We start from the raw sequence: 17434 nt of genomic DNA, 5'->3' as shown, positions 1-17434 counted from the left end.
GCCCCGCCAGATCATGATCGTCCCCGAGCTCCCCAAGACCCGCTCCGGCAAGATCATGCGCCGCCTCCTGCGCGACGTCGCCGAGGGCCGCACCGTCGGCGACACCCAGACCCTGGCCGACGCCTCCATCATGGACCTGATCTCGGCCGGCCAGGCCACCACCACCGACGACTGAGGCCGGCTCGCGTGACGAGAGGATCGAAATCATGACTGCTGCGAACGACAACTACGAGCGGATCGCGATCGCCCTGATGAGCTCTGGCTCCGACGCGATCATCGGGACGGACGTTGCCGGCGACATCAGGTGGTGGAATCCCGGTGCCGAGCGGATCTTCGGATTCAGCCCGGACGCGGCTCTTGGCAAGTCGCTTGACATCATCATCCCGGAGAAGCTTCGCGACGCTCACTGGCGCGGCTACCGGGAAGTCATGCAGACGGGGGAGAGCCGCTACGGCGCCGACAAGATGCTGAGCGTGCCGGCTCTGACCGCTGATGGACGTCGGATCTCGGTCGAGTTCACCTTGGCGCTCGTGACCTCTGCCGACGGGACGCTCATCGGGACAGTAGCCGTCCTCCGCGATGTCACCGGAACTTTCGAGGAGCTGAAGGAGCTTCGTCGCGCCGTCAGATGAAGTCTGCCACCGCCCGCGTGGCGAACCCTGGCCGCGATTGATCAGCGGCTCGGCGCACAGTCCCGACAGGAGTACTGGACCTTGACGTGCTTCCAGCACGGCGACGGCTCCGTCGTCCGTGCGGTCCTGCTTGAGCGGCCGCTGCTGCTGCTGCTCGCCTTGGCCCGTCCCGCGATGGCGGCGACCCGACCGTCGTTGGTGAAGGTGACCCCTTCGTCAGCAAGGCGTCCCTTGGCCCATGCGACCCATTCCACCCGGTGGGTCATCTCGGCGTCGAAGGGCAACAGCGCGCGCCGTCGGCTCGCACCACTCGCCACCATGGGATGTCCGTATTCGGGTCCTCGGCGTCCGGGCGATGTCCCAGGATCGTCGCCACGACTCGCGCGCTGCTGCGAGACCGGCCGACCTTCTCTGCGAGATCGCTGTAGCTGATCACGGTGCCGACAGGGATCGCGCGGACTGCGTCGTAGACGGCCTTGTGGTCAGGACGGGTGTTCATGTGTCGATCCTTGCAGGAAGGGCCGACGGTTCGCCGGCGATGACGGTGAGTTCGTCCGGAGCCAAGAGTGGCCCTGACGCGAATTCGGTCAGCTGCCCAGGACGGCCTTCAGTGTGACCTCAGCCGGCGAGCTGGGCGGGGTAGGCCGACGGCACGTAGATCCCGATCCGCGCCTCCACGCTGTGAGCCGTGGCGCGCAGCGATCGGGCGGCCTCGCGGTGGGCCTGGACGCTGCTCGGGCACGACGACCAGTAGGGGACGCGAGCCGCCTCCTCGGCGGCGGTGTCCTCCTCGGCCTTCGCGAGTGCGTGCAGCTGCCGGCAGAGCTGGGCCAGCATGGTCGTGGTGGTCGAGATGTCCATGATGTCTGCCTCCGGGCTGACGATGTGAAGGGGATCACTTTTAGTGTCAGCCTAAATAACTTAGCAGTCAATAGTTCAGCAACAAGAAAACGCGGCCCGCGGACTTCTCCGCGAGCCGCGTTGAATCCTGCCGGTGGCAGCTGCTCACGAGCTCCTTCGCCGAGAGCCGGTCGTTGAGGAAGGAGGCGACCGTGGATTGCTGCTCGGCGCACCGGGAGACAGCGAGGGACATCCAGAACACGCCGTGGGCCAAGCCGGGACTGCGGGCGAGTGTGACGTTCGTGCCGGCCTCACGAAGCCGCGCGGCGAAGTGCTCGGCCTCGTCTCGCAGGGTGTCGAGCTCGTTGGTGACGATGAGAGTGGGCGGCAACTGGGCGAGATCGTCGAGCGGGACCGAGTTGAGTGCAAGTCGGTTGTCCGAGATGTCGGCCGGGCTGGCAACGTACTGCTCGCCGAACCACGCGAGGTCGTCGAGCTCGATGATGTAGCCGCGGTCGAACTCCTGGCGAGAGGGAGTCCCGAGTACGGCGTCGACGAGCGGATAGACGAGCGCGAGTCCGGCCAGCGGGATGGCGGCCGTGCTGGCGGCGAGCCCCGTCGCTGCGGCGAGGTTCCCGCCTGCGGAGTCGCCGGCCAATCCGATCTGGTCCGGGTCTCCGCCGAGCTCTGCGATGTGGTGGTGCACCCATCGCAACGCAGCGAGAGCGTCGTCATGGGCAGCGGGGAAGCGGTGCTCCGGCGCGCGCCGGTACGTCGCTGCCACGACCACCGCTCCCGTACGGGCGGCCAGGTCCTTGGCGACCTCGTCGACCACCTCGAGGCTGCCGGCGACGAAACCGCCGCCGTGGAGGTAGACGATGACGGGCAGCCCAGTGTCGTCGGTCGGGCGGTGCACCCGCAGTCGCTGCTCGGCGTGCGCCCCGTAGCGGTGGTCCGAGCTGTGGGCCATCGCCGGAGCGGGAGCCTGCATCTCGACGAACGACTCGACCACGGTGCGGGCGGTCTCCACGCCGGCCGCGCGGAAACCGGGAAAGCCCTGCTCGACGAGGCTTTGGGCCACGGACATCAGAGACGGGTCCAGCGCCGGCGACGGCGTGTGGGCGAGGAGCGAGGACGTGCTGGCCGCGAAGTGGAATCCGCGGTAGTCGTTCTGCTGCATGTTGTCGCAGACGGCGCGGTACCGGGGGGCACCGAGATAGACGAGTACCCGTCGTGGCTTGCCGGGGATGTTGGCGCCTATGTACGAGGACGTCGCAGAGGTGGGCAGCAGCGTCATCTCGGCGAGGGCGTTGGTCTCCGCGACCCACTGCTCCTGTGCCTGCCGGCTGGGCTCGATGACGGTGTGTCCACGCTGTGCCATGTATCCCAGGGTGTCGCCGATGAGGTCGATGTGGTCCTCGACGGCGAGGGCCATGTTGTACAGGACCGACGGGCTCTGAGGCCCAGTGACCATGAAGAGGTTCGGGAAGCTGGCCGCGGTCAGGCCGCGGTCAGGCCGCGGTCAGGCCGAGGTAGGTCTGCGGGCCGTCGGCCCACTCGTCGGCGATCTTCACGCCGTCCCGTCCGGTGATGTTCATGGCGAGCAGCGGGCCGGTGCAGGCGTCGAAGCCCGTGGCGAGAACCAGGATGTCGAGCTCATGGAGGGTGCCGTCGGTCAGTCGCACGCCCTCGGGGACGACGCTCGCGATCGGATTGGTGTCGACGTCGACCAGGGAGACGGTCGAGCGGTTGAAGGCCTCGTAGTAGTCGGTCTCCAGGGGTGGCCGCTTGGTGCCGTAGAGGTAGGTCGTCGGGCAGAGCAGCTCGGCGGTGGCGGCGTCGCTGACGCGTTCGCGGATGCGGTCCCGGATGTAGTTCGCAGCGTGATCGTTGGCCTCCTGCACGGTGAGGATGTCGCCGAAGCTGTCGGTGAAGAGTCGGAAGCCGCCCTTCTCCCAACGGTCGTCGAACACGACCCGACGCTGTTCGGGGGTGGCGTCGATGGCGGACGGCTGGATCTCGTCGTAGGGAACGCCGAGGAAGTGGTTGCGTGCTGCGGCGCGCAGGTCGCCGTACCGCGCCTTCTCTGTCATCTCCTCGGTCGGGTCGGTGGGGTAGTTGCCGATCGGAGTGGCGTTTTTGGGGGTCCGTTGGAGAACGACCAGTGACGCCGCCTGCTTGGCGATCTCACTGATGGCCTGGATGCCGGACGAGCCGGTTCCAATGATGCCGAGGCGCTGGCCGGTGAGGTCCCCGTCCTCGCGCCAGTTGCCGGTCAGGAGGGTGCTGCCGGCGAAGGTCTCCACGCCAGGGAAGTCCGGGATCTTGGGGACGGAGAGGGTGCCGCCGCCCGAGACGAAGTAGCGGCAGGTCGTGACCGTCCCGTCGTCCGTGCTGACTCGCCACAGATCAGCCCGGTCGTCCCACGTCACGGCGGTGACGCGCGTTCCGAAGGTGATGTCCTTGCGGATGTCGAAGCGGTCGGCCACGTGCTGGAGGTAGCGCAGGATCTCGGGCTGCGCCGGGTAGCGCTCGGTCCAGTGCCACTCCTGCTGCAGCTCTTCGGAGAACGAGTAGGAATAGTGGACGCTCTCGATGTCGACCCGAGCGCCGGGGTAGCGGTTCCAGTACCAGGTGCCGCCCATGTCGTCGGCTGCGTCGAAACCATGGACCGACAGTCCCATGAGGTCGCGGAACTTGTGGATGGCGTAGATGCCGGCGAAGCCCGCGCCCACGACGATGACATCGTGGTCCGGCGTGTGGTGGGAGGTCATGGCTGTGCTCCTTGGGTCGGTGATCGGATGCGTCCACCGTGATGCCCGTCACAACGACCGGGCTCGGGTAGAACTACCCCCTCTGTCACCCCAATCCACCGCGCCGACTGCTGTGGCGCCGGTCACCTCTCCCGCGGACGCGGTGCGAGGCGTAGGTTCGCGACCATGACGCAGGGGAGGCCGCTGACGGCGTTCATCGGCCGGGAGCGGGCGCTGCGCGAAGCGCGAGACCTCATCGGCGAGGCCCGCCTGGTCACGGTCACCGGGCCTGGAGGCATCGGCAAGACGCGCTTAGCCTACGAGCTCGCGGCGCGGGTGGATCGCGCCTTCCCGGGTGCGCATGTGGTCGAGCTTGCTGCTCTCGACGCGCGCGCCGACGTGGCGACGGCCGTTGCGGCTGCTCTGTCAGTGCCTGACCAGTCGAACACGCCGCCACTCCGTCAGGTCGCCCGACACCTCGATGGCGCTCGCACTCTTCTCGTGGTCGACAACTGCGAGCACCTGCTCGATTCGGCTGCTGCGACGATCGCCGAACTGCTGTCCAAGGTCTCGGGCCTCAGTGTGGTCGCGACCAGCAGGGAGCCCCTAGGCGTGCCCGGTGAGCACAGCTACATACTTCGCCCCATGGCTCTGCCACGGCCGGGGAGCACTGACCGCGGCACGGTGGAGGAGGCAGAGGCCGTGCGCCTACTTGTCGACAGAGCTCGCGGGTTCGCGCCCACCTTCACCATCACGGACGGGAACCGAGGTGCCGTCGCACGCCTGTGCGAACGGTTCGACGGCATGCCTCTCGCGATCGAGCTCGCGGCTGCGCGCTTGCGTTCGTTGTCAGCTGAGCAGGTGCTCGCTCGTCTTGACCAGCGGGTTCGCACTTGCTGACCAGCGGAAGGACGGGGGACGAGCCGTCACCGCACCCTGTGGAACCTCGTGAACTGGAGCCACGATCTCTGTACCCCCGACGAGCGGTTGCTCTGGTCCCGACTCGCAGTCTTCCCCGGATCGTTCGACCTTGACGCCGTCGAGGCGGTCTGTGGGTTCGAAGGGCTCCCTGCCGAGATCATCCTCGACCTGCTCGACCGGCTCGTCGCCAAGTCGATCGTCATCGCCGAGCCGAGTGGCGCCGCCATGCGCTATCGCACGCTCGTCACCATCCGGGACTACGCCGCCCAGCGCCTCCGCGAACGTGACGAGTGGGTGGTCGTCAAGCGCCGGCACCGGGACCACTACCTGGGCCAGGCCGGTCGCATGGTCGAGGTGTGGTGTGGGCGCGAGCAGCCGGAGATGCTGGCGTCGATGCGGGCGGACCATGCCAATCTGCTGGCCGCGCTCGAGTGGTCGGTCAACACGCCGGGGGAGGAGCGTGCGGCGGCGAGCCTTGCGTCCTTGCTGCGCTATCACTGGATAGCCGGGGGCTACCTGAGCGAGGGTCGGCGGTGGTTCGACCGCATCCTCCAGCTCGATGACACACCGACGCCTGAGCGAGGCTCCGCGTTGTGGGTGGCGGCATGGGTGGCTCTGATCCAGGGCGACCGGGATTGGGCGGCGACGTGCCTCGGGTCGTGTCGCGAGGTCGCCGCGGCTCTGGGAGACGGTCACCTCGCGGCCCATGCGGGGCAATGGACTGGTCTGCTGTTGTTGTTCAGTGGCCGTCTCGACGACTCGATCGCCGCCTTCCGGGAATCGATCGCGGTCCTCGAGGAGAACGGCGACGATGCGGCGTTGACGACGGCGCTCTTCCAGCTCGCGATGGCCCAGACCTACCTCGACGATCCGCAGGGAGCACTCGGCACGTGTCGTCGGGTGCTGTCGCTCAGCGAACGACGCGGCGATCAGTGGAGCCGGGCCTACGCTCTCTGGGTGTCGGGGCTGTGTCATTGGCACCTGGGCGAGGCCGAGGAGGGCCGTGCCGCTGCGCGGGCCGCCCTCGGATACCAACGGGCGTTCGGTGATGGCATCTGCATTGCCCTGACCGTGGAACTCCTCGCGTGGCTCGACATCGATGCCGGTGTCTTCGATGAGGCGGCGATCCTGAACGGCGCGGCTGCCGCCGTCTGGCGCCAGCTCGGAACGACGATCGAGGCCTTCGGACCGCACATCACCGCGGAGAGCTCCGCGATGGCCGCTCGTCTCGTGGGAGAACTTGGTAGCGACAGGTCTGGTGAACTCACGATCCACGACATCACGAGGTACGACGCCGTCGACCTCGCGCTCGACGGCCGCCGTCCCGAACCGCCTCCGGACGACGATGTCGTGCGGTTGACGCCCCGTGAGCACGAAGTGGTTCAGCTGATCGCTGAGGGCCTGAGCAATCGAGTGATCGCAGAGAAGCTGGTGCTCTCGGTCCGCACGATCGACGGCCATGTCGAACGCGTCCTCGCCAAGCTGGAGGTGGGCTCCCGGACGCAGATCGCCACCTGGGCTCTGTCCCGATCCATGGATTGATCCACGTCCGATTGGCTCGGCCTGCAGATCCGGCGCACATCGACAAACGTCGTGCGGGGACCGGCAACTAGAGGGCTTGGCTGCTTGCCACGGTGGTCGTTCCGAATCCATCAGGAGGAACCATGACGATCACCGCCGGCCCCGAGAGCGGGCTGACGACGGGTCTGTTCATCGACGGTGCGTGGAGCCACGCTCAGGACACCTTTGCAGACCTCAACCCCGCGACGGGAGAGTTGTTGGCGGAGGTGTCCAGCGGCAGCGCTGCCGACATCGACCGCGCGGTCGTCGCGGCGCGCGCTGCCCTCGAGGGCGCCTGGGGCGCGACCCCGGGCGTGGCGCGAGGTGCGCTGCTGCATCGCCTGGCGGACCTCGTCGAGCGCGACGCGGCAGAGCTGGCGCGGCTCGAGGCGCTCGACGTGGGCAAGCCCGTCGGGCAGCCGGGGATGCTCGACATCCCCAACGCGGTGGCGACCTTCCGGCACTTCGCCGGGTGGGCCGACAAGATCCAGGGCGCCACCATCCCCACGGCCGGCTACCTCGGCATGGCGCCGACGCACTCCTACACAGTGCGCGAACCCGTGGGTGTCATTGGCGCGATCGTGCCGTGGAACACGCCGCTCATGATCGCGGCCTGGAAGCTCGGTCCGGCCCTCGCTGCTGGCAACACCGTCGTAGTGAAGCCGCCGGAGGACGCCCCGCTCTCGATCCTGCACCTGGGCACGCTCATCGCGGAAGCCGGCTTCCCGGCCGGTGTCGTCAACATCGTGCCCGGCCTGGGGGAGACGGCAGGGGCAGCTCTGGTGGCCCATCCGGGGGTGGACAAGGTCAGCTTCACCGGATCGCCTGAGGTCGGTCGCCTGATCCAGAAGGCCGCGGCTGACACGTTCAAGCGCGTCACCCTGGAGCTCGGTGGCAAGACGCCGCAGATCGTGTGCGAGGACGCCAACGTGGAGCAGGCGATCCAGGGCATCGCGATGGGCCTCTTCTTCAACCAGGGCGAGGTGTGCGCCGCGGGCACTCGCATCCTGGTGCACCGTTCGCACTACGACACCGTGGTGAACGCGCTCGCCCAGGCCGCCGACGCCCAGGTGCTCGGTGACCCGTTCGCCGAGACGACCACGATGGGCGCGCTGATCAACGCCGAGCAGCAGTGCCGCGTTCTTGCCTACATCGAGAAGGGCAAGGCCGAGGGGGCGCGTCTGGTGGCCGGCGGCGGCAGTCCGGACGAGCCGGGCTTCTTCGTCCGCCCGACGATCTTCGCCGACGTCGACAACGGTTCGACGATCGCTCAGGAGGAGATCTTCGGGCCGGTGGGAGCTGTGATCCCCTTCGACACCGTCGAGGAGGCCATCGCCATCGCCAATGACACCGACTACGGCCTGGCGGCGACGATCTGGACGCAGAACGTGTCCCTCGCACACACTCTCGCGAGCAAGGTGCGCGCGGGTGCGGTCTGGGTCAACGGGTGGGCGGCCATCGATCCGGCCCTGCCCTGGGGCGGCATGAAGGCCAGCGGCATCGGCCGTGAGCTCGGTTGGGCCGGCATCGTGGCGAACACCGAGGAGAAGGTCGTCACCATCGTGCTGTGAGGCAGTGGTTCAGGGGGCGGGTCGACACGGTCCGCCCCCTGGGCTGTGCATCAGCCCGAGAGCGATGCCTTGCGGAACTCGCGGGGCGACAGACCGTACGTCGCCCGAAAGAGGCGCGAGAAGTGCGCGGCGTCAGGGAAGCCCCAGCGGCACCCGATCTGTGCAATCGACAGGTGCTCGCAGGTCGGATCGACGAGGTCCCGACGGCACTGTTCGAGTCGGCGCGTGCGGATCAGTGTCGAGACGGAGATGCCTTCGGTCGCGAAGACCTTCTGCAGGTAGCGCACCGAGACGAAGTGCGCGTCAGCCACCGCCTTGGACGTCAGCGACGGCTCGTGGAGCCGATCATCGACGAACTTCCGGACCTTGGCGATCAGCGCGCAGTACGACGACGGTGAGTCAGGCTCGAGCGCGCGGCCCAGCTGCTGGGCGAAGGCCGCGGTGACCAGGTCCACGACCGCGTCGCCGAGGTGGGTCGCGATCACAGGACGACTGGCGTTCAGCTCTGCGCCGATTCCCTTCATCAACGGTGCGATCAGGGCACCGAGGCCGCTGTCGCCCGCGAGGCGCACCGCGGTCATGGCGGCCATGCGCTGGGCCGGCAGGCGGACGAGGGAGCGCGGGAACATCGCGACCGTCATGCGGAAATCGTCGCTGAACGTGATCCGGTACGGCCGGGAAGTGTCGTAGATGGCGAGGTCGCCGGGCCCAAGGTGTGCCTGTCGATCGTCCTGCTCGATCACCGACGTCCCGCTGACCTGGAGGCCGAACTTGTAGAGCTCGGGGTCGTCGGAGCGGATCAAGCGGGGGGTTCGCTCGACCAGCGCATGGGAGGCGGAGACCTCGGCCAGCATCACCGAGCCGAGCATGGTCGAGTCGACCTCGCCGCTGAACCCGTCGGCATCGTCGGCGCACCGGGCCCGCAGCGGCACGAAGGTGTGGCAGATCTGGTCTTCCCAGGCCTCGAAGCCGCGCTCGTCGCGGCCGTCCTGCAGCGCTGTCGTCGCCATCGTCCCTCCTCCGGTGACTCGCGTCGCACCGTACCTACCGAATGTTCGGTCGGTCAAGTTCCGTGCGGCGGTGGTCAACTTTCGGTCCTCGTCCGCGGTCACGCTGGCTGGGCCAGCGAACCTACCTCGAGGAGTGAGTGGCCACATGCAGGACCTGAGCCCGCGCAAGGATGAACTGGAGCCGATCGAGACGGCGTCGGTCGACGAGATCCGCGAGCTGCAGCTCGACAGGCTGCGGTGGTCCGTGCGGCATGCGTACGACAACGTCGAGCACTACCGCGCGTCCTTCGACGCTGCCGGCGTTCACCCGGACGATGTGAAGTCGCTCGGGGACATCGCGAAGCTCCCGTTCACGACGAAGGCCGACCTGAGGGAGAACTACCCCTTCGGGATGTTCGCCGTTCCGAGGGAGCAGGTCGCGCGGGTCCACGCATCATCAGGTACGACGGGGCGCCCGACGGTCGTGGGCTACACGCGCGAGGACCTCGAGACCTGGGCCACCGTGGTGGCGCGCAGCGTTCGTGCGGCTGGAGGGCGGTCCGGGCACGTGCTCCACAACGCTTACGGCTACGGGCTCTTCACAGGCGGCCTCGGCGCCCACGCGGGAGCCGAGAAGCTGGGGTGCACGGTCGTCCCGGTCTCGGGCGGGATGACCGAGCGTCAGGTCCAGCTGATCCAGGACTTCCAGCCCGACATCATCATGGTCACGCCTTCGTACATGCTGTCGATCATCGACGAGATGGAGCGGCAGGGCATCGACCCACGTTCCACCTCGCTGAAGGTCGGCATCTTCGGAGCCGAGCCGTGGACCAACGACATGCGTCGCGAGATGGAGCTGCGGCTCGACATGCACGCCGTCGACATCTATGGCCTGTCCGAGGTGATCGGACCGGGTGTCGCGAGCGAGTGCGTCGAGACCAAGGACGGGTTGACGGTCTGGGAGGACCACTTCTTCCCGGAGGTGGTCGACCCGATCACGATGGAGCCGGTGTCCGACGGCGAGGAAGGGGAGCTCGTCTTCACGTCCCTGACCAAGCAGGCGATGCCCATCATCCGCTACCGCACCCGCGACCTGACCCGGCTGCTGCCGGGCACGGCACGCACGATGAGGCGGATCGAGAAGATCACCGGCCGCACCGACGACATGATGATCCTGCGCGGTGTGAACGTGTTCCCGACGCAGATCGAAGAGCTGATCCTGCAGACCCCGGCTCTCTCGCCGCACTTCCAGTGCGTCCTGTCGCGGTCCGGCAACCTCGACGACCTTACGGTCCTGGTCGAGCACCGTGACGGCGTCGCGGGCCCTTCCGCCGCGATCGCCGGCAACGAGCTCAAGAGGCTGGTCAAGAACAAGGTGGGCGTCACGGTCGCGGTCGACGTCGTCGCGCCGGAGACCATCGAGCGGTCGGTGGGGAAGATGCGCCGTATCGTCGACAACCGACCAAAACGATGACGAGTTGCTCAGCAAGTAGGCGACGCACGTGGCGTCATCCTCGTGACGAGGGCGAAGCAACATTGCCGTCATCTAGCGTCTCGTCCTCGCCGAGGTCACGGGGCACGTCACCGAGGGGCGCCATTCTCTGCGGCCTCATGAGCGCAGGCTGCGGCCGTGGCCCGGTTGCGCCAGGCTCGGGCCGACGAGAAGTCGACGGAGGAGTGTGCTGACGCCTCACAAAGTCGCCGCCTCGGTCGTGGGGAGCCTCGTCGGTTCTGTCGGTTGCGTGGGACAAACTGAAGGCTGAGGTCTGGTTGGTTTCGTCGGAAGAGGTTGTGGTGGCTTCGTGGGTCCGATCGTGGCGTCGGCGCAAGTTGAGTCGGGAGCTGGCTGCGTCATCGACTGACGTTGAAGCTTCGGCGTCGGCTGCCGCTCCGGTCTCTCGGGACCGACCGGCTCCCTTCTTCGTCGGACGCCAGGATGCGCTGGACGAGTTGGCGGCGTTGCAGTACCGGTTCGCCGTCGTAGCTGGCGATGCTGGCATCGGCAAGTCAGAGGTCCTCAAGGTCACCTCGAGGGCGCTCCAAGAGGCCGGCCGCGTCCTTGTGTCACCGCCCGTGGCTCTATCACGCCGTCCCGGCGCCCTGCAGGAGGCGCTGTTTGCCTCCTTGGGGTCCGCCATCGCGGCAGATCCTTCGCAGGCGCCAGCCATGCAGTGGGCAACTGTTGTCCGGGGCGCGATCGATCGGGCAAATCAGGCTCAGGTGCGCGACATGCTGGGCGCTGCCCACGCCTTCGTGATCGATGTTGTTCGTGCTCGGTTCGGTGACGCCGCTGCAGATCTATTGGTCGAAACGGGCCAACAGATGCGTTTGTCGGCAGAGGCGCAACTGTCCGCTCGGATCGCCGCAGCGGCTGACCCTGACGCTCTGACTGCTTTCGTGATTCTCGCTGACGAAGCTGTCCGAGTGACCCGGCGGCCGATCGTGGTGGTGATCGATGGGGCCGAGAGACTGTCGGATGGCGACTTCCGGATGTTGATGGATCTCATCGAGCAGTTGCCGGAGAACATTCACCTCATCTCCTCTCACACCACCAGCAATGCCCCCCAGCTCGCTCGGGTTCGAGAACTTTCACAGGTCCAGACAGTCCGCCGCGATGAAGGCGCGCGAGCCCCGATTGCTGTTGCTCGAGCAATCACACTTGATCCTCTGACTCGCGACCAGGTGATGGAGTGGATCGCGGAGGCAGGCGTTGCGATCGAGGTGAGACACCGCGTCCTTGGGTTGGTCCTTCAAACGACAGGCGCATATCCGCTCCACGTCGACCAGGCGATCAAAGCCCTGCTTGAAGGTCGGCATCTGGAGACGCTGGGCCGGGAGGATGCCTTCGTCGCTCGCACCCAGCAGACGTATGCGGTTCTAACTGCGGAAGAGCAACGGGCTGTGATGTTGCTCAGTCCTTTCGCCGACCCCCCTGACATCGAGACCATACTTGCTATTACCGGGGCGACTGACTTGGAGTGGTCGCTGCTCGAACGTCGGTTGGCGGAGGCCAGAGTCTTTGTTGTCTCCGTTCGCGGCAGACCTTGGTTTCATGAACTTGGCCGGAGGGCGATCTGGGCGGCCACCTTGTCCGAGTCGCAACGTCAACGCGCGGCGGGGATCGCAGTTGAAGCGATCGTTTCCAACGTCGCCAGGAACGGAGCGCTATCGGTCCAGAACGGAATGGATCTGGTCACGGTGGCGCCCCTGGCGGGAGACCAACTCCTCCTACACGCGGGTTTGGCTGACTCGCTCACGTTGTCGGACGGTGCGCTCGCCGTCTTAGGTGCGCTCATTGAGCTGACTGACGGCGACAATCAAGGCGCACTGGATGCGTCCTACGCAGTGGGCTATGCGCGAACTCGGTTTCCGCTGGCTGAATCGGTTTCCAACGACTCTGTTGAAGAGCTCGAGGAACGAGGATTCGCGGTGTCGGAATCGAACAAGGACGCGACGATCATTGTCCCCTGGTGGCCATCGCCGGCAGCGCATGCCGCGGTCATTGGTCGCATCTCTGCTCGGCTCGAGCGCGTTCCGGTTAGGTCAATCGCATCGGCTGTCATCAAGGGCCACCTTCTCTCTACGGCAGGCCCGTTCGAGTCGGCGCACTACGGAGTCGGCCGACCCACCATCACAAACCTCTCCACGGTCCTCAAAGAGTTCGAGTTCGATCGGGAGATGGATGACGAGGGGCGCGTGCTCGCTGGCCTCCACCGAGAACGACCGGGCCTCCTTCTGCGACCTCGGATTGACGACATCGGCCTTTACCTTGCCGTCAACTTCGCCACTCCCGAGCAGCGGGACCTCGCTCGTGGTGCCTTAGCGGGGATGGCCGCTGACACATTCGCGTTTGGCGAGCGGCTCAGCGTCGGACGAGTGGATGATTGGCCCGCCAGGGCGCCCTTGCCGTCGAAGCGATTCAGTAATGCGGCTGAACTCGTTCTTGGAACCAGCTTCCATACCGGAGTTTCTGGAGCTGCCCAGTCTCTGTTGGCCCCTGTCGCGAACTACACGGAAGAACTACAACTGAGCCTGTCGGCATGGAGCGTGGTCCGCGAACTTGCTTCTCCGCTTGAGCGGGACGCGCTCGATGTCGACGAGGCATGGGGCTACGCCTTCGCCGCTGCTGATGGTTGGGTGATCGTCGGCGAGGTGCGAGGACGTGAGCCAAGCGTTGTAGAGGTCGATTGGACGGGGGCCATCGCTGATTTGCCGCACCGGCGAGAGTTGCTGCGAGCAATCGATCTCGCCACAGGCGAGAGGCTGACAGCAATCAACGCCCGAACCTCGGCGCCGAAGAATCCGGTGCTGGACATCCTGATGCTCACCAAGCGGCGGTTCACAGCGTTCAACCGCGCCCAGACCTGGCGCTGCCAATACGTGGCTCCTGCGAACTTCGAGGACTTGGCGACGCAGTTGAATGAATCCCACCAGAGGGCCTATGACGACGCGACTGCGTTCATCGCGTCTGGCCTGCTCCCGACCATTCCGGGACGAGCCCTCGGACAAGACGTCTACTTGCGATTCGAGCGTGAGCGGGACCGGCCGATTGGCGTTGAGTGGACCATGTACGAACTGCGCCTTGCCGCTGAGAGTGGCGGCGCTGGGGTTGTGCGTGTCTCCCTAGAATCGGACTCGGCCAAGAGCAGTCAAGACGCCGCAATCTCGTGGATGGATGCCGACGCTTTCCGTAGATGGTTCGATCTGCCGACCGGGGCCGTTCCGATCAGCGTCGGTGTTTCGGAGCCTGAGTCCGGGATCTCGAACCTGCTGGGCTACGAGCGCATCCTCATGCCAGATCTCGTCCAGGACTAGTCGGGTTGGTCGCGCCTCACGCATCGGGGCACAATGCCGCAACTCCGGTTGAACGCGTGTCCCGAACGAACAGTTGCCCTGAAAGCCGGTTGCGAAAGCGACCCTAATGACGTTCGTTGTCCGGTTGACCATGAGTTGTCGTGCGGCTGGCGTCTCTACGACACGCTTGAGTGGACCAGCGGATTGGCCGCTCGGCCGGTCCCTTGCCGTGAAACGGGTCAGCGCACCCGGATGCCGTCGAGCACGATCGAGCAGACCTGGTCGGCCAGTTCGGCCGGCTTGGTGTGCCGTTCGGGGCGGTACCACTCGCGGACCGAGTTGCTCATGCCGAACAGCAGGCGCGCGGTGGTGCGGGCATCGATGTCCGCACGCACGGTGCCCTCAGCGATGGCGTCCTCGACGACGCCGGCGACGAACTTGTCGTACGCGCGTCGCTGTTCGAGCGCCCAACGCTCGGTGTCGGTGTTGCCGTGGACGTTGAGCAGGAGCTTCACGTACGGCAGGCGCTCGGCCATGATCTCGAGGTTGCGGCGGACCAGGTAGGTGAGCCGGTCGATCGCGGGACCGGTCAGCGCCGCGTCGTCCTCGGTGCTGGCCATGAGCGGGTCCAGGGCGCGGTCCAGGCCGAGGCGGAGCAACTGCTCCTTGCTGTCGATGTGGTGGAAGATCGACGACTTCGACAGGCCTGAGGCCTCGGAGAGGTGCGCGAAGCTGGTGCCGTCGTAGCCGCGCTCGGTGAAGACGCGGACGGCCACGTCGAGGAGCAGGTCGAGGTTGTAGATCGGTCGTGCCTCGCCGGAGGGCAGGGTCCGCCCGCTCTTCGCCACGCGCTCACTCATTCCTTCATCGTCCCACGTCTGCTGCGGGGGAGCGGGTTGGAGCCCCGGCCGGGCGCCGTGGCAGGTCGGCGCCCGGCCGGGGAGTCGGTGTCAACTGTCGCTGAGCTCGCCGATGAACATGACACGTCCCGCGGGCAGGGTGTCGGCGTCCTTGGCGACGGCGCCCATCTCGGGGGAGCCCATCGCCGCCTTGAAGGCAGCCTCGTCCTCGAAGTCGAGCTCAGCGACCAGGTACGGCGCCGTGCCGGGACCAGCGACCTTCGGCTTGGAGAACGTCGTCGCCTGCAGGCCCGGGATGCCGGCGCACAGCGGCACGTGCTGGCCGAAGTACTGCTCGTCGAAGGCAGCAGGGTCGGCGGGGGTCTCGTACTGGACCGTCAGTCGGTACATCGGTGGTGGTTCCCTTCAGTTGGTGGTGGCAGGCCAGGTCTTGGCGACCAGGGTGAGCACGTCGTAGGTCGCGACCGGCGCGTCGTCCTGGTTGGTCACGACGGCGTCCCAGCGGACCTCGCCGTAGTCGGCCGAGGTGCGCGGGGTGACCTGCTTGACGGTGAGCGTCACCTGGATGGAGTCCTCCGCCTTCACCGGGGTGAGGAAGCGCAGGTTGTCGACACCGAAGTTGGCCAGGACCGGGCCCGGGTTCGGCTCGACGAACAGGCCCGCGGCGAGCGACACGACGAGGTAGCCGTGGGCGACGATGCCGCCGAACAGCGGGCTCGCGGCCGCGGCCTCGGGGTCGGTGTGGGCGTAGAACGTGTCGCCCGTGAACTCCGCAAAGTGGTCGATGTCAGCGAGGCTCACCGTACGGCGATCGGACACGACGCTGTCGCCGATCCGCAGCTCCGCGAGGCTCTTGCGGAACGGGTGCACCGCGTCGTCGATCCGCTGAGCGCCCGCAGTCCATCGGCCGGTGATCGCCGTGAGCATGTCCGGCGAGGCCTGGATGGCCGTGCGCTGCATGTGGTGCAGGACGCCGCGGATGCCGCCGAGCTCCTCGCCGCCACCGGCGCGGCCCGGACCGCCGTGAACCAGCACGGGGAGCGGGCTGCCGTGACCGGTCGACTCCGCGGCGTCGTCGCGGTCGAGGACCAGCACACGACCGTGCCACGGGGCGAGGCCGAGGGTCACCGCACGAGCGATCTCCGGGTCGTGGGTGACGAGCGACGCGGCCAGGCTGCCCTTGCCGCGTGCGGCGAGCTCGACGGCCTCGGCGGTCGTGCTGTAGGTGAGGACTGTGCTCACCGGGCCGAACGGCTCGACGTCGTGGGGCTCGGTCGCGTCGGGACGGGCGCGCAGCAGCACGGGGGAGAGGAAGGCGCCGGACTCGGCGTCTGCACCGACCACCTCGACCTTGTCGGGGTCGCCGAAGACGATGTCGGCGCTGGAGCGCAGTGCCTCGATCGCCTTGCGGACCTCGTCGCGCTGGCCCAGGCTCGCCAGGGCGCCCATGCGGACTGTCTCCTCGGCCGGGTTGCCGACGACGACCTTGGACAGCCGCGCGCTGATGGCCTCGATGACGGCGTCGGCGAGGCTCTCGGGGACGATCGCCCGGCGGATCGCCGTGCACTTCTGGCCGGCCTTGACGGTCATCTCTGCGACGACGCCCTTGACGAAGAGGTCGAACTCCGGCGCGTCCGTCGTGACGTCGAGACCGAGGATCGAGCAGTTCAGGGAGTCTGCCTCGACGCCCAGGTGCACGCCGCGGCGCAGTACCGACGGGTGGTTGCGCAGGATCTCGGCAGTGTGGGCGGAGCCGGTGAACGCGACGGAGTCCTGCTCGCTGAGCTCATCGAGGAGCGTGCCGGCGCTGCCGCTGATCAGCTGGATCGATCCCTCGGGGAGGATGCCGGACTCCACGATCCGGCGGACCACGGCCTCCGTGAGGTAGGCCGTCTGGCTGGCCGGCTTCACGATGCTCGGAGCGCCGGCGAGGAACGCCGGAGCGAGCTTCTCGAGCATGCCCCACACGGGGAAGTTGAACGCGTTGATCTGCACCGCGACGCCCGTGCGTGAGGTGTAGATGTGCTGCCCGACGAAGGTGCCGCCCTTGCTCAGCCGCTCGAGGGAACCGTCGAGGACGACGGTGTCGTTCGGCAGCTCGCGGGAGCCCTTGCTCGCGTAGGAGAACAAGGTCCCGATGCCGCCGTCGATGTCCACCATCGAGTCGCGCTGGGTCGCGCCCGTGCGGGCGGACAGCGCGTAGAACTCGTCCTTGAACTGGCCGAGGTGCTTGGCCAGGGCCTTGATCAGACCGGCCCGCTCGTGGAAGGTGAGCGCGCGTAGCGCCGGGCCGCCGACGTCCCGGCCGTGGGCCACCATCGCGGCGTAGTCGAGGCCCCGGGCCGAGACGCGCGCAACCTCCTCGCCGGTGATGGCATCGAGGACGGCCTCGCCCTCGTCGGGCGCGGCGTACCAACTGCCCGCCACGTAGCTCTCGAGCAGTGCGCTCACGTGAGTCTCCCTTCGACTCGCCCGGTCACCGACCTTTCGTCGATAGCGACCGAACATTCGGTT

The 17434-nt window shown here is 67.2% G+C and carries 14 protein-coding genes; 6 read left to right on the top strand and 8 right to left on the bottom strand.

The features are described 5' to 3' along the window. Nucleotides 1-206 precede the first annotated feature (206 nt). Entirely contained in the window at nucleotides 207-632 is a 426-nt protein-coding gene (locus ASE20_RS19535; protein ID WP_056896216.1) for a PAS domain-containing protein, read from the top strand. A 262-nt stretch (nucleotides 633-894) separates the two neighbouring features. On the opposite strand, the gene ASE20_RS24450 is transcribed toward ASE20_RS19535, so the two are convergent. The 4 genes from ASE20_RS24450 to ASE20_RS19525 form a co-directional block, all read right to left on the bottom strand. Continuing rightward, nucleotides 895-1131: an MGMT family protein gene (locus tag ASE20_RS24450; protein WP_082612608.1), complete on the bottom strand. Its 237-nt coding sequence runs from the start codon at nucleotides 1129-1131 to the stop codon at nucleotides 895-897. Between the two features lie 119 nt (nucleotides 1132-1250). Next, nucleotides 1251-1493 carry a hypothetical protein gene (locus ASE20_RS19530; protein WP_056896215.1) on the bottom strand — a complete coding sequence of 81 codons (243 nt, stop codon included), beginning with the start codon at nucleotides 1491-1493 and terminating at the stop codon, nucleotides 1251-1253. A 67-nt stretch (nucleotides 1494-1560) separates the two neighbouring features. Further along, nucleotides 1561-2946, bottom strand: coding sequence for an alpha/beta hydrolase (locus ASE20_RS25335; RefSeq protein ID WP_200952871.1), 1386 nt, complete (start codon nucleotides 2944-2946; stop codon nucleotides 1561-1563). A 37-nt stretch (nucleotides 2947-2983) separates the two neighbouring features. Next, a complete protein-coding gene (locus ASE20_RS19525; protein WP_200952870.1) occupies nucleotides 2984-4246 on the bottom strand; it encodes a flavin-containing monooxygenase in 1263 nt (420 codons plus the stop codon). A 165-nt stretch (nucleotides 4247-4411) separates the two neighbouring features. On the opposite strand from ASE20_RS19525, the gene ASE20_RS19520 reads away from it, so the two are divergent. The 3 genes from ASE20_RS19520 (at nucleotide 4412) to styD (ending at nucleotide 8277) form a co-directional block, all read left to right on the top strand. Next, the gene (locus ASE20_RS19520; RefSeq protein WP_056896214.1) at nucleotides 4412-5125 is read left to right on the top strand and encodes an ATP-binding protein; all 714 of its coding nucleotides are present in this window, start codon (nucleotides 4412-4414) and stop codon (nucleotides 5123-5125) included. A gap of 48 nt (nucleotides 5126-5173) precedes the next feature. Beyond that, nucleotides 5174-6688: an ATP-binding protein gene (locus tag ASE20_RS19515; RefSeq protein WP_056896213.1), complete on the top strand. Its 1515-nt coding sequence runs from the start codon at nucleotides 5174-5176 to the stop codon at nucleotides 6686-6688. 122 nt (nucleotides 6689-6810) lie between these two features. Continuing rightward, nucleotides 6811-8277, top strand: coding sequence for a phenylacetaldehyde dehydrogenase StyD (styD, locus tag ASE20_RS19510; RefSeq protein ID WP_056896212.1), 1467 nt, complete (start codon nucleotides 6811-6813; stop codon nucleotides 8275-8277). Nucleotides 8278-8327: 50 nt separating this feature from the next. On the opposite strand, the gene ASE20_RS19505 is transcribed toward styD, so the two are convergent. Further along, nucleotides 8328-9365, bottom strand: a complete 1038-nt coding sequence (locus ASE20_RS19505; RefSeq protein ID WP_162261051.1) for a helix-turn-helix domain-containing protein — start codon at nucleotides 9363-9365, stop codon at nucleotides 8328-8330. A 67-nt stretch (nucleotides 9366-9432) separates the two neighbouring features. Here ASE20_RS19505 and paaK point away from each other — a divergent pair, with 67 nt between their 5' ends. Together paaK and ASE20_RS19495 are read left to right on the top strand one after the other, a co-directional pair. Beyond that, nucleotides 9433-10740 (top strand): phenylacetate--CoA ligase PaaK, encoded by a 1308-nt coding sequence (gene paaK / locus ASE20_RS19500; RefSeq protein ID WP_056896210.1) that lies wholly within the window; start codon nucleotides 9433-9435, stop codon nucleotides 10738-10740. Nucleotides 10741-11057: 317 nt separating this feature from the next. Beyond that, nucleotides 11058-14081 (top strand): AAA family ATPase, encoded by a 3024-nt coding sequence (locus ASE20_RS19495; RefSeq protein ID WP_412778609.1) that lies wholly within the window; start codon nucleotides 11058-11060, stop codon nucleotides 14079-14081. A 218-nt stretch (nucleotides 14082-14299) separates the two neighbouring features. Here the strand turns inward: ASE20_RS19495 and ASE20_RS19490 are convergent, their stop codons facing one another. From ASE20_RS19490 to paaZ, 3 genes are all read right to left on the bottom strand, one after another. After that, a complete protein-coding gene (locus ASE20_RS19490) occupies nucleotides 14300-14920 on the bottom strand; it encodes a TetR/AcrR family transcriptional regulator (RefSeq protein WP_056896208.1) in 621 nt (206 codons plus the stop codon). 90 nt (nucleotides 14921-15010) lie between these two features. Next, nucleotides 15011-15310, bottom strand: a complete 300-nt coding sequence (locus tag ASE20_RS19485; RefSeq protein ID WP_056896207.1) for an EthD family reductase — start codon at nucleotides 15308-15310, stop codon at nucleotides 15011-15013. Between the two features lie 15 nt (nucleotides 15311-15325). Then, nucleotides 15326-17371 (bottom strand): phenylacetic acid degradation bifunctional protein PaaZ, encoded by a 2046-nt coding sequence (paaZ, locus tag ASE20_RS19480; protein ID WP_056896206.1) that lies wholly within the window; start codon nucleotides 17369-17371, stop codon nucleotides 15326-15328. Nucleotides 17372-17434: the final 63 nt, after the last annotated feature.

This window comes from Nocardioides sp. Root240, assembly GCF_001428825.1.
Lineage (GTDB): Bacteria > Actinomycetota > Actinomycetes > Propionibacteriales > Nocardioidaceae > Nocardioides.
The sequence above is the reverse complement of the archived record's forward strand: the minus strand, read 5'-3'. Positions and strand labels throughout refer to the sequence as shown.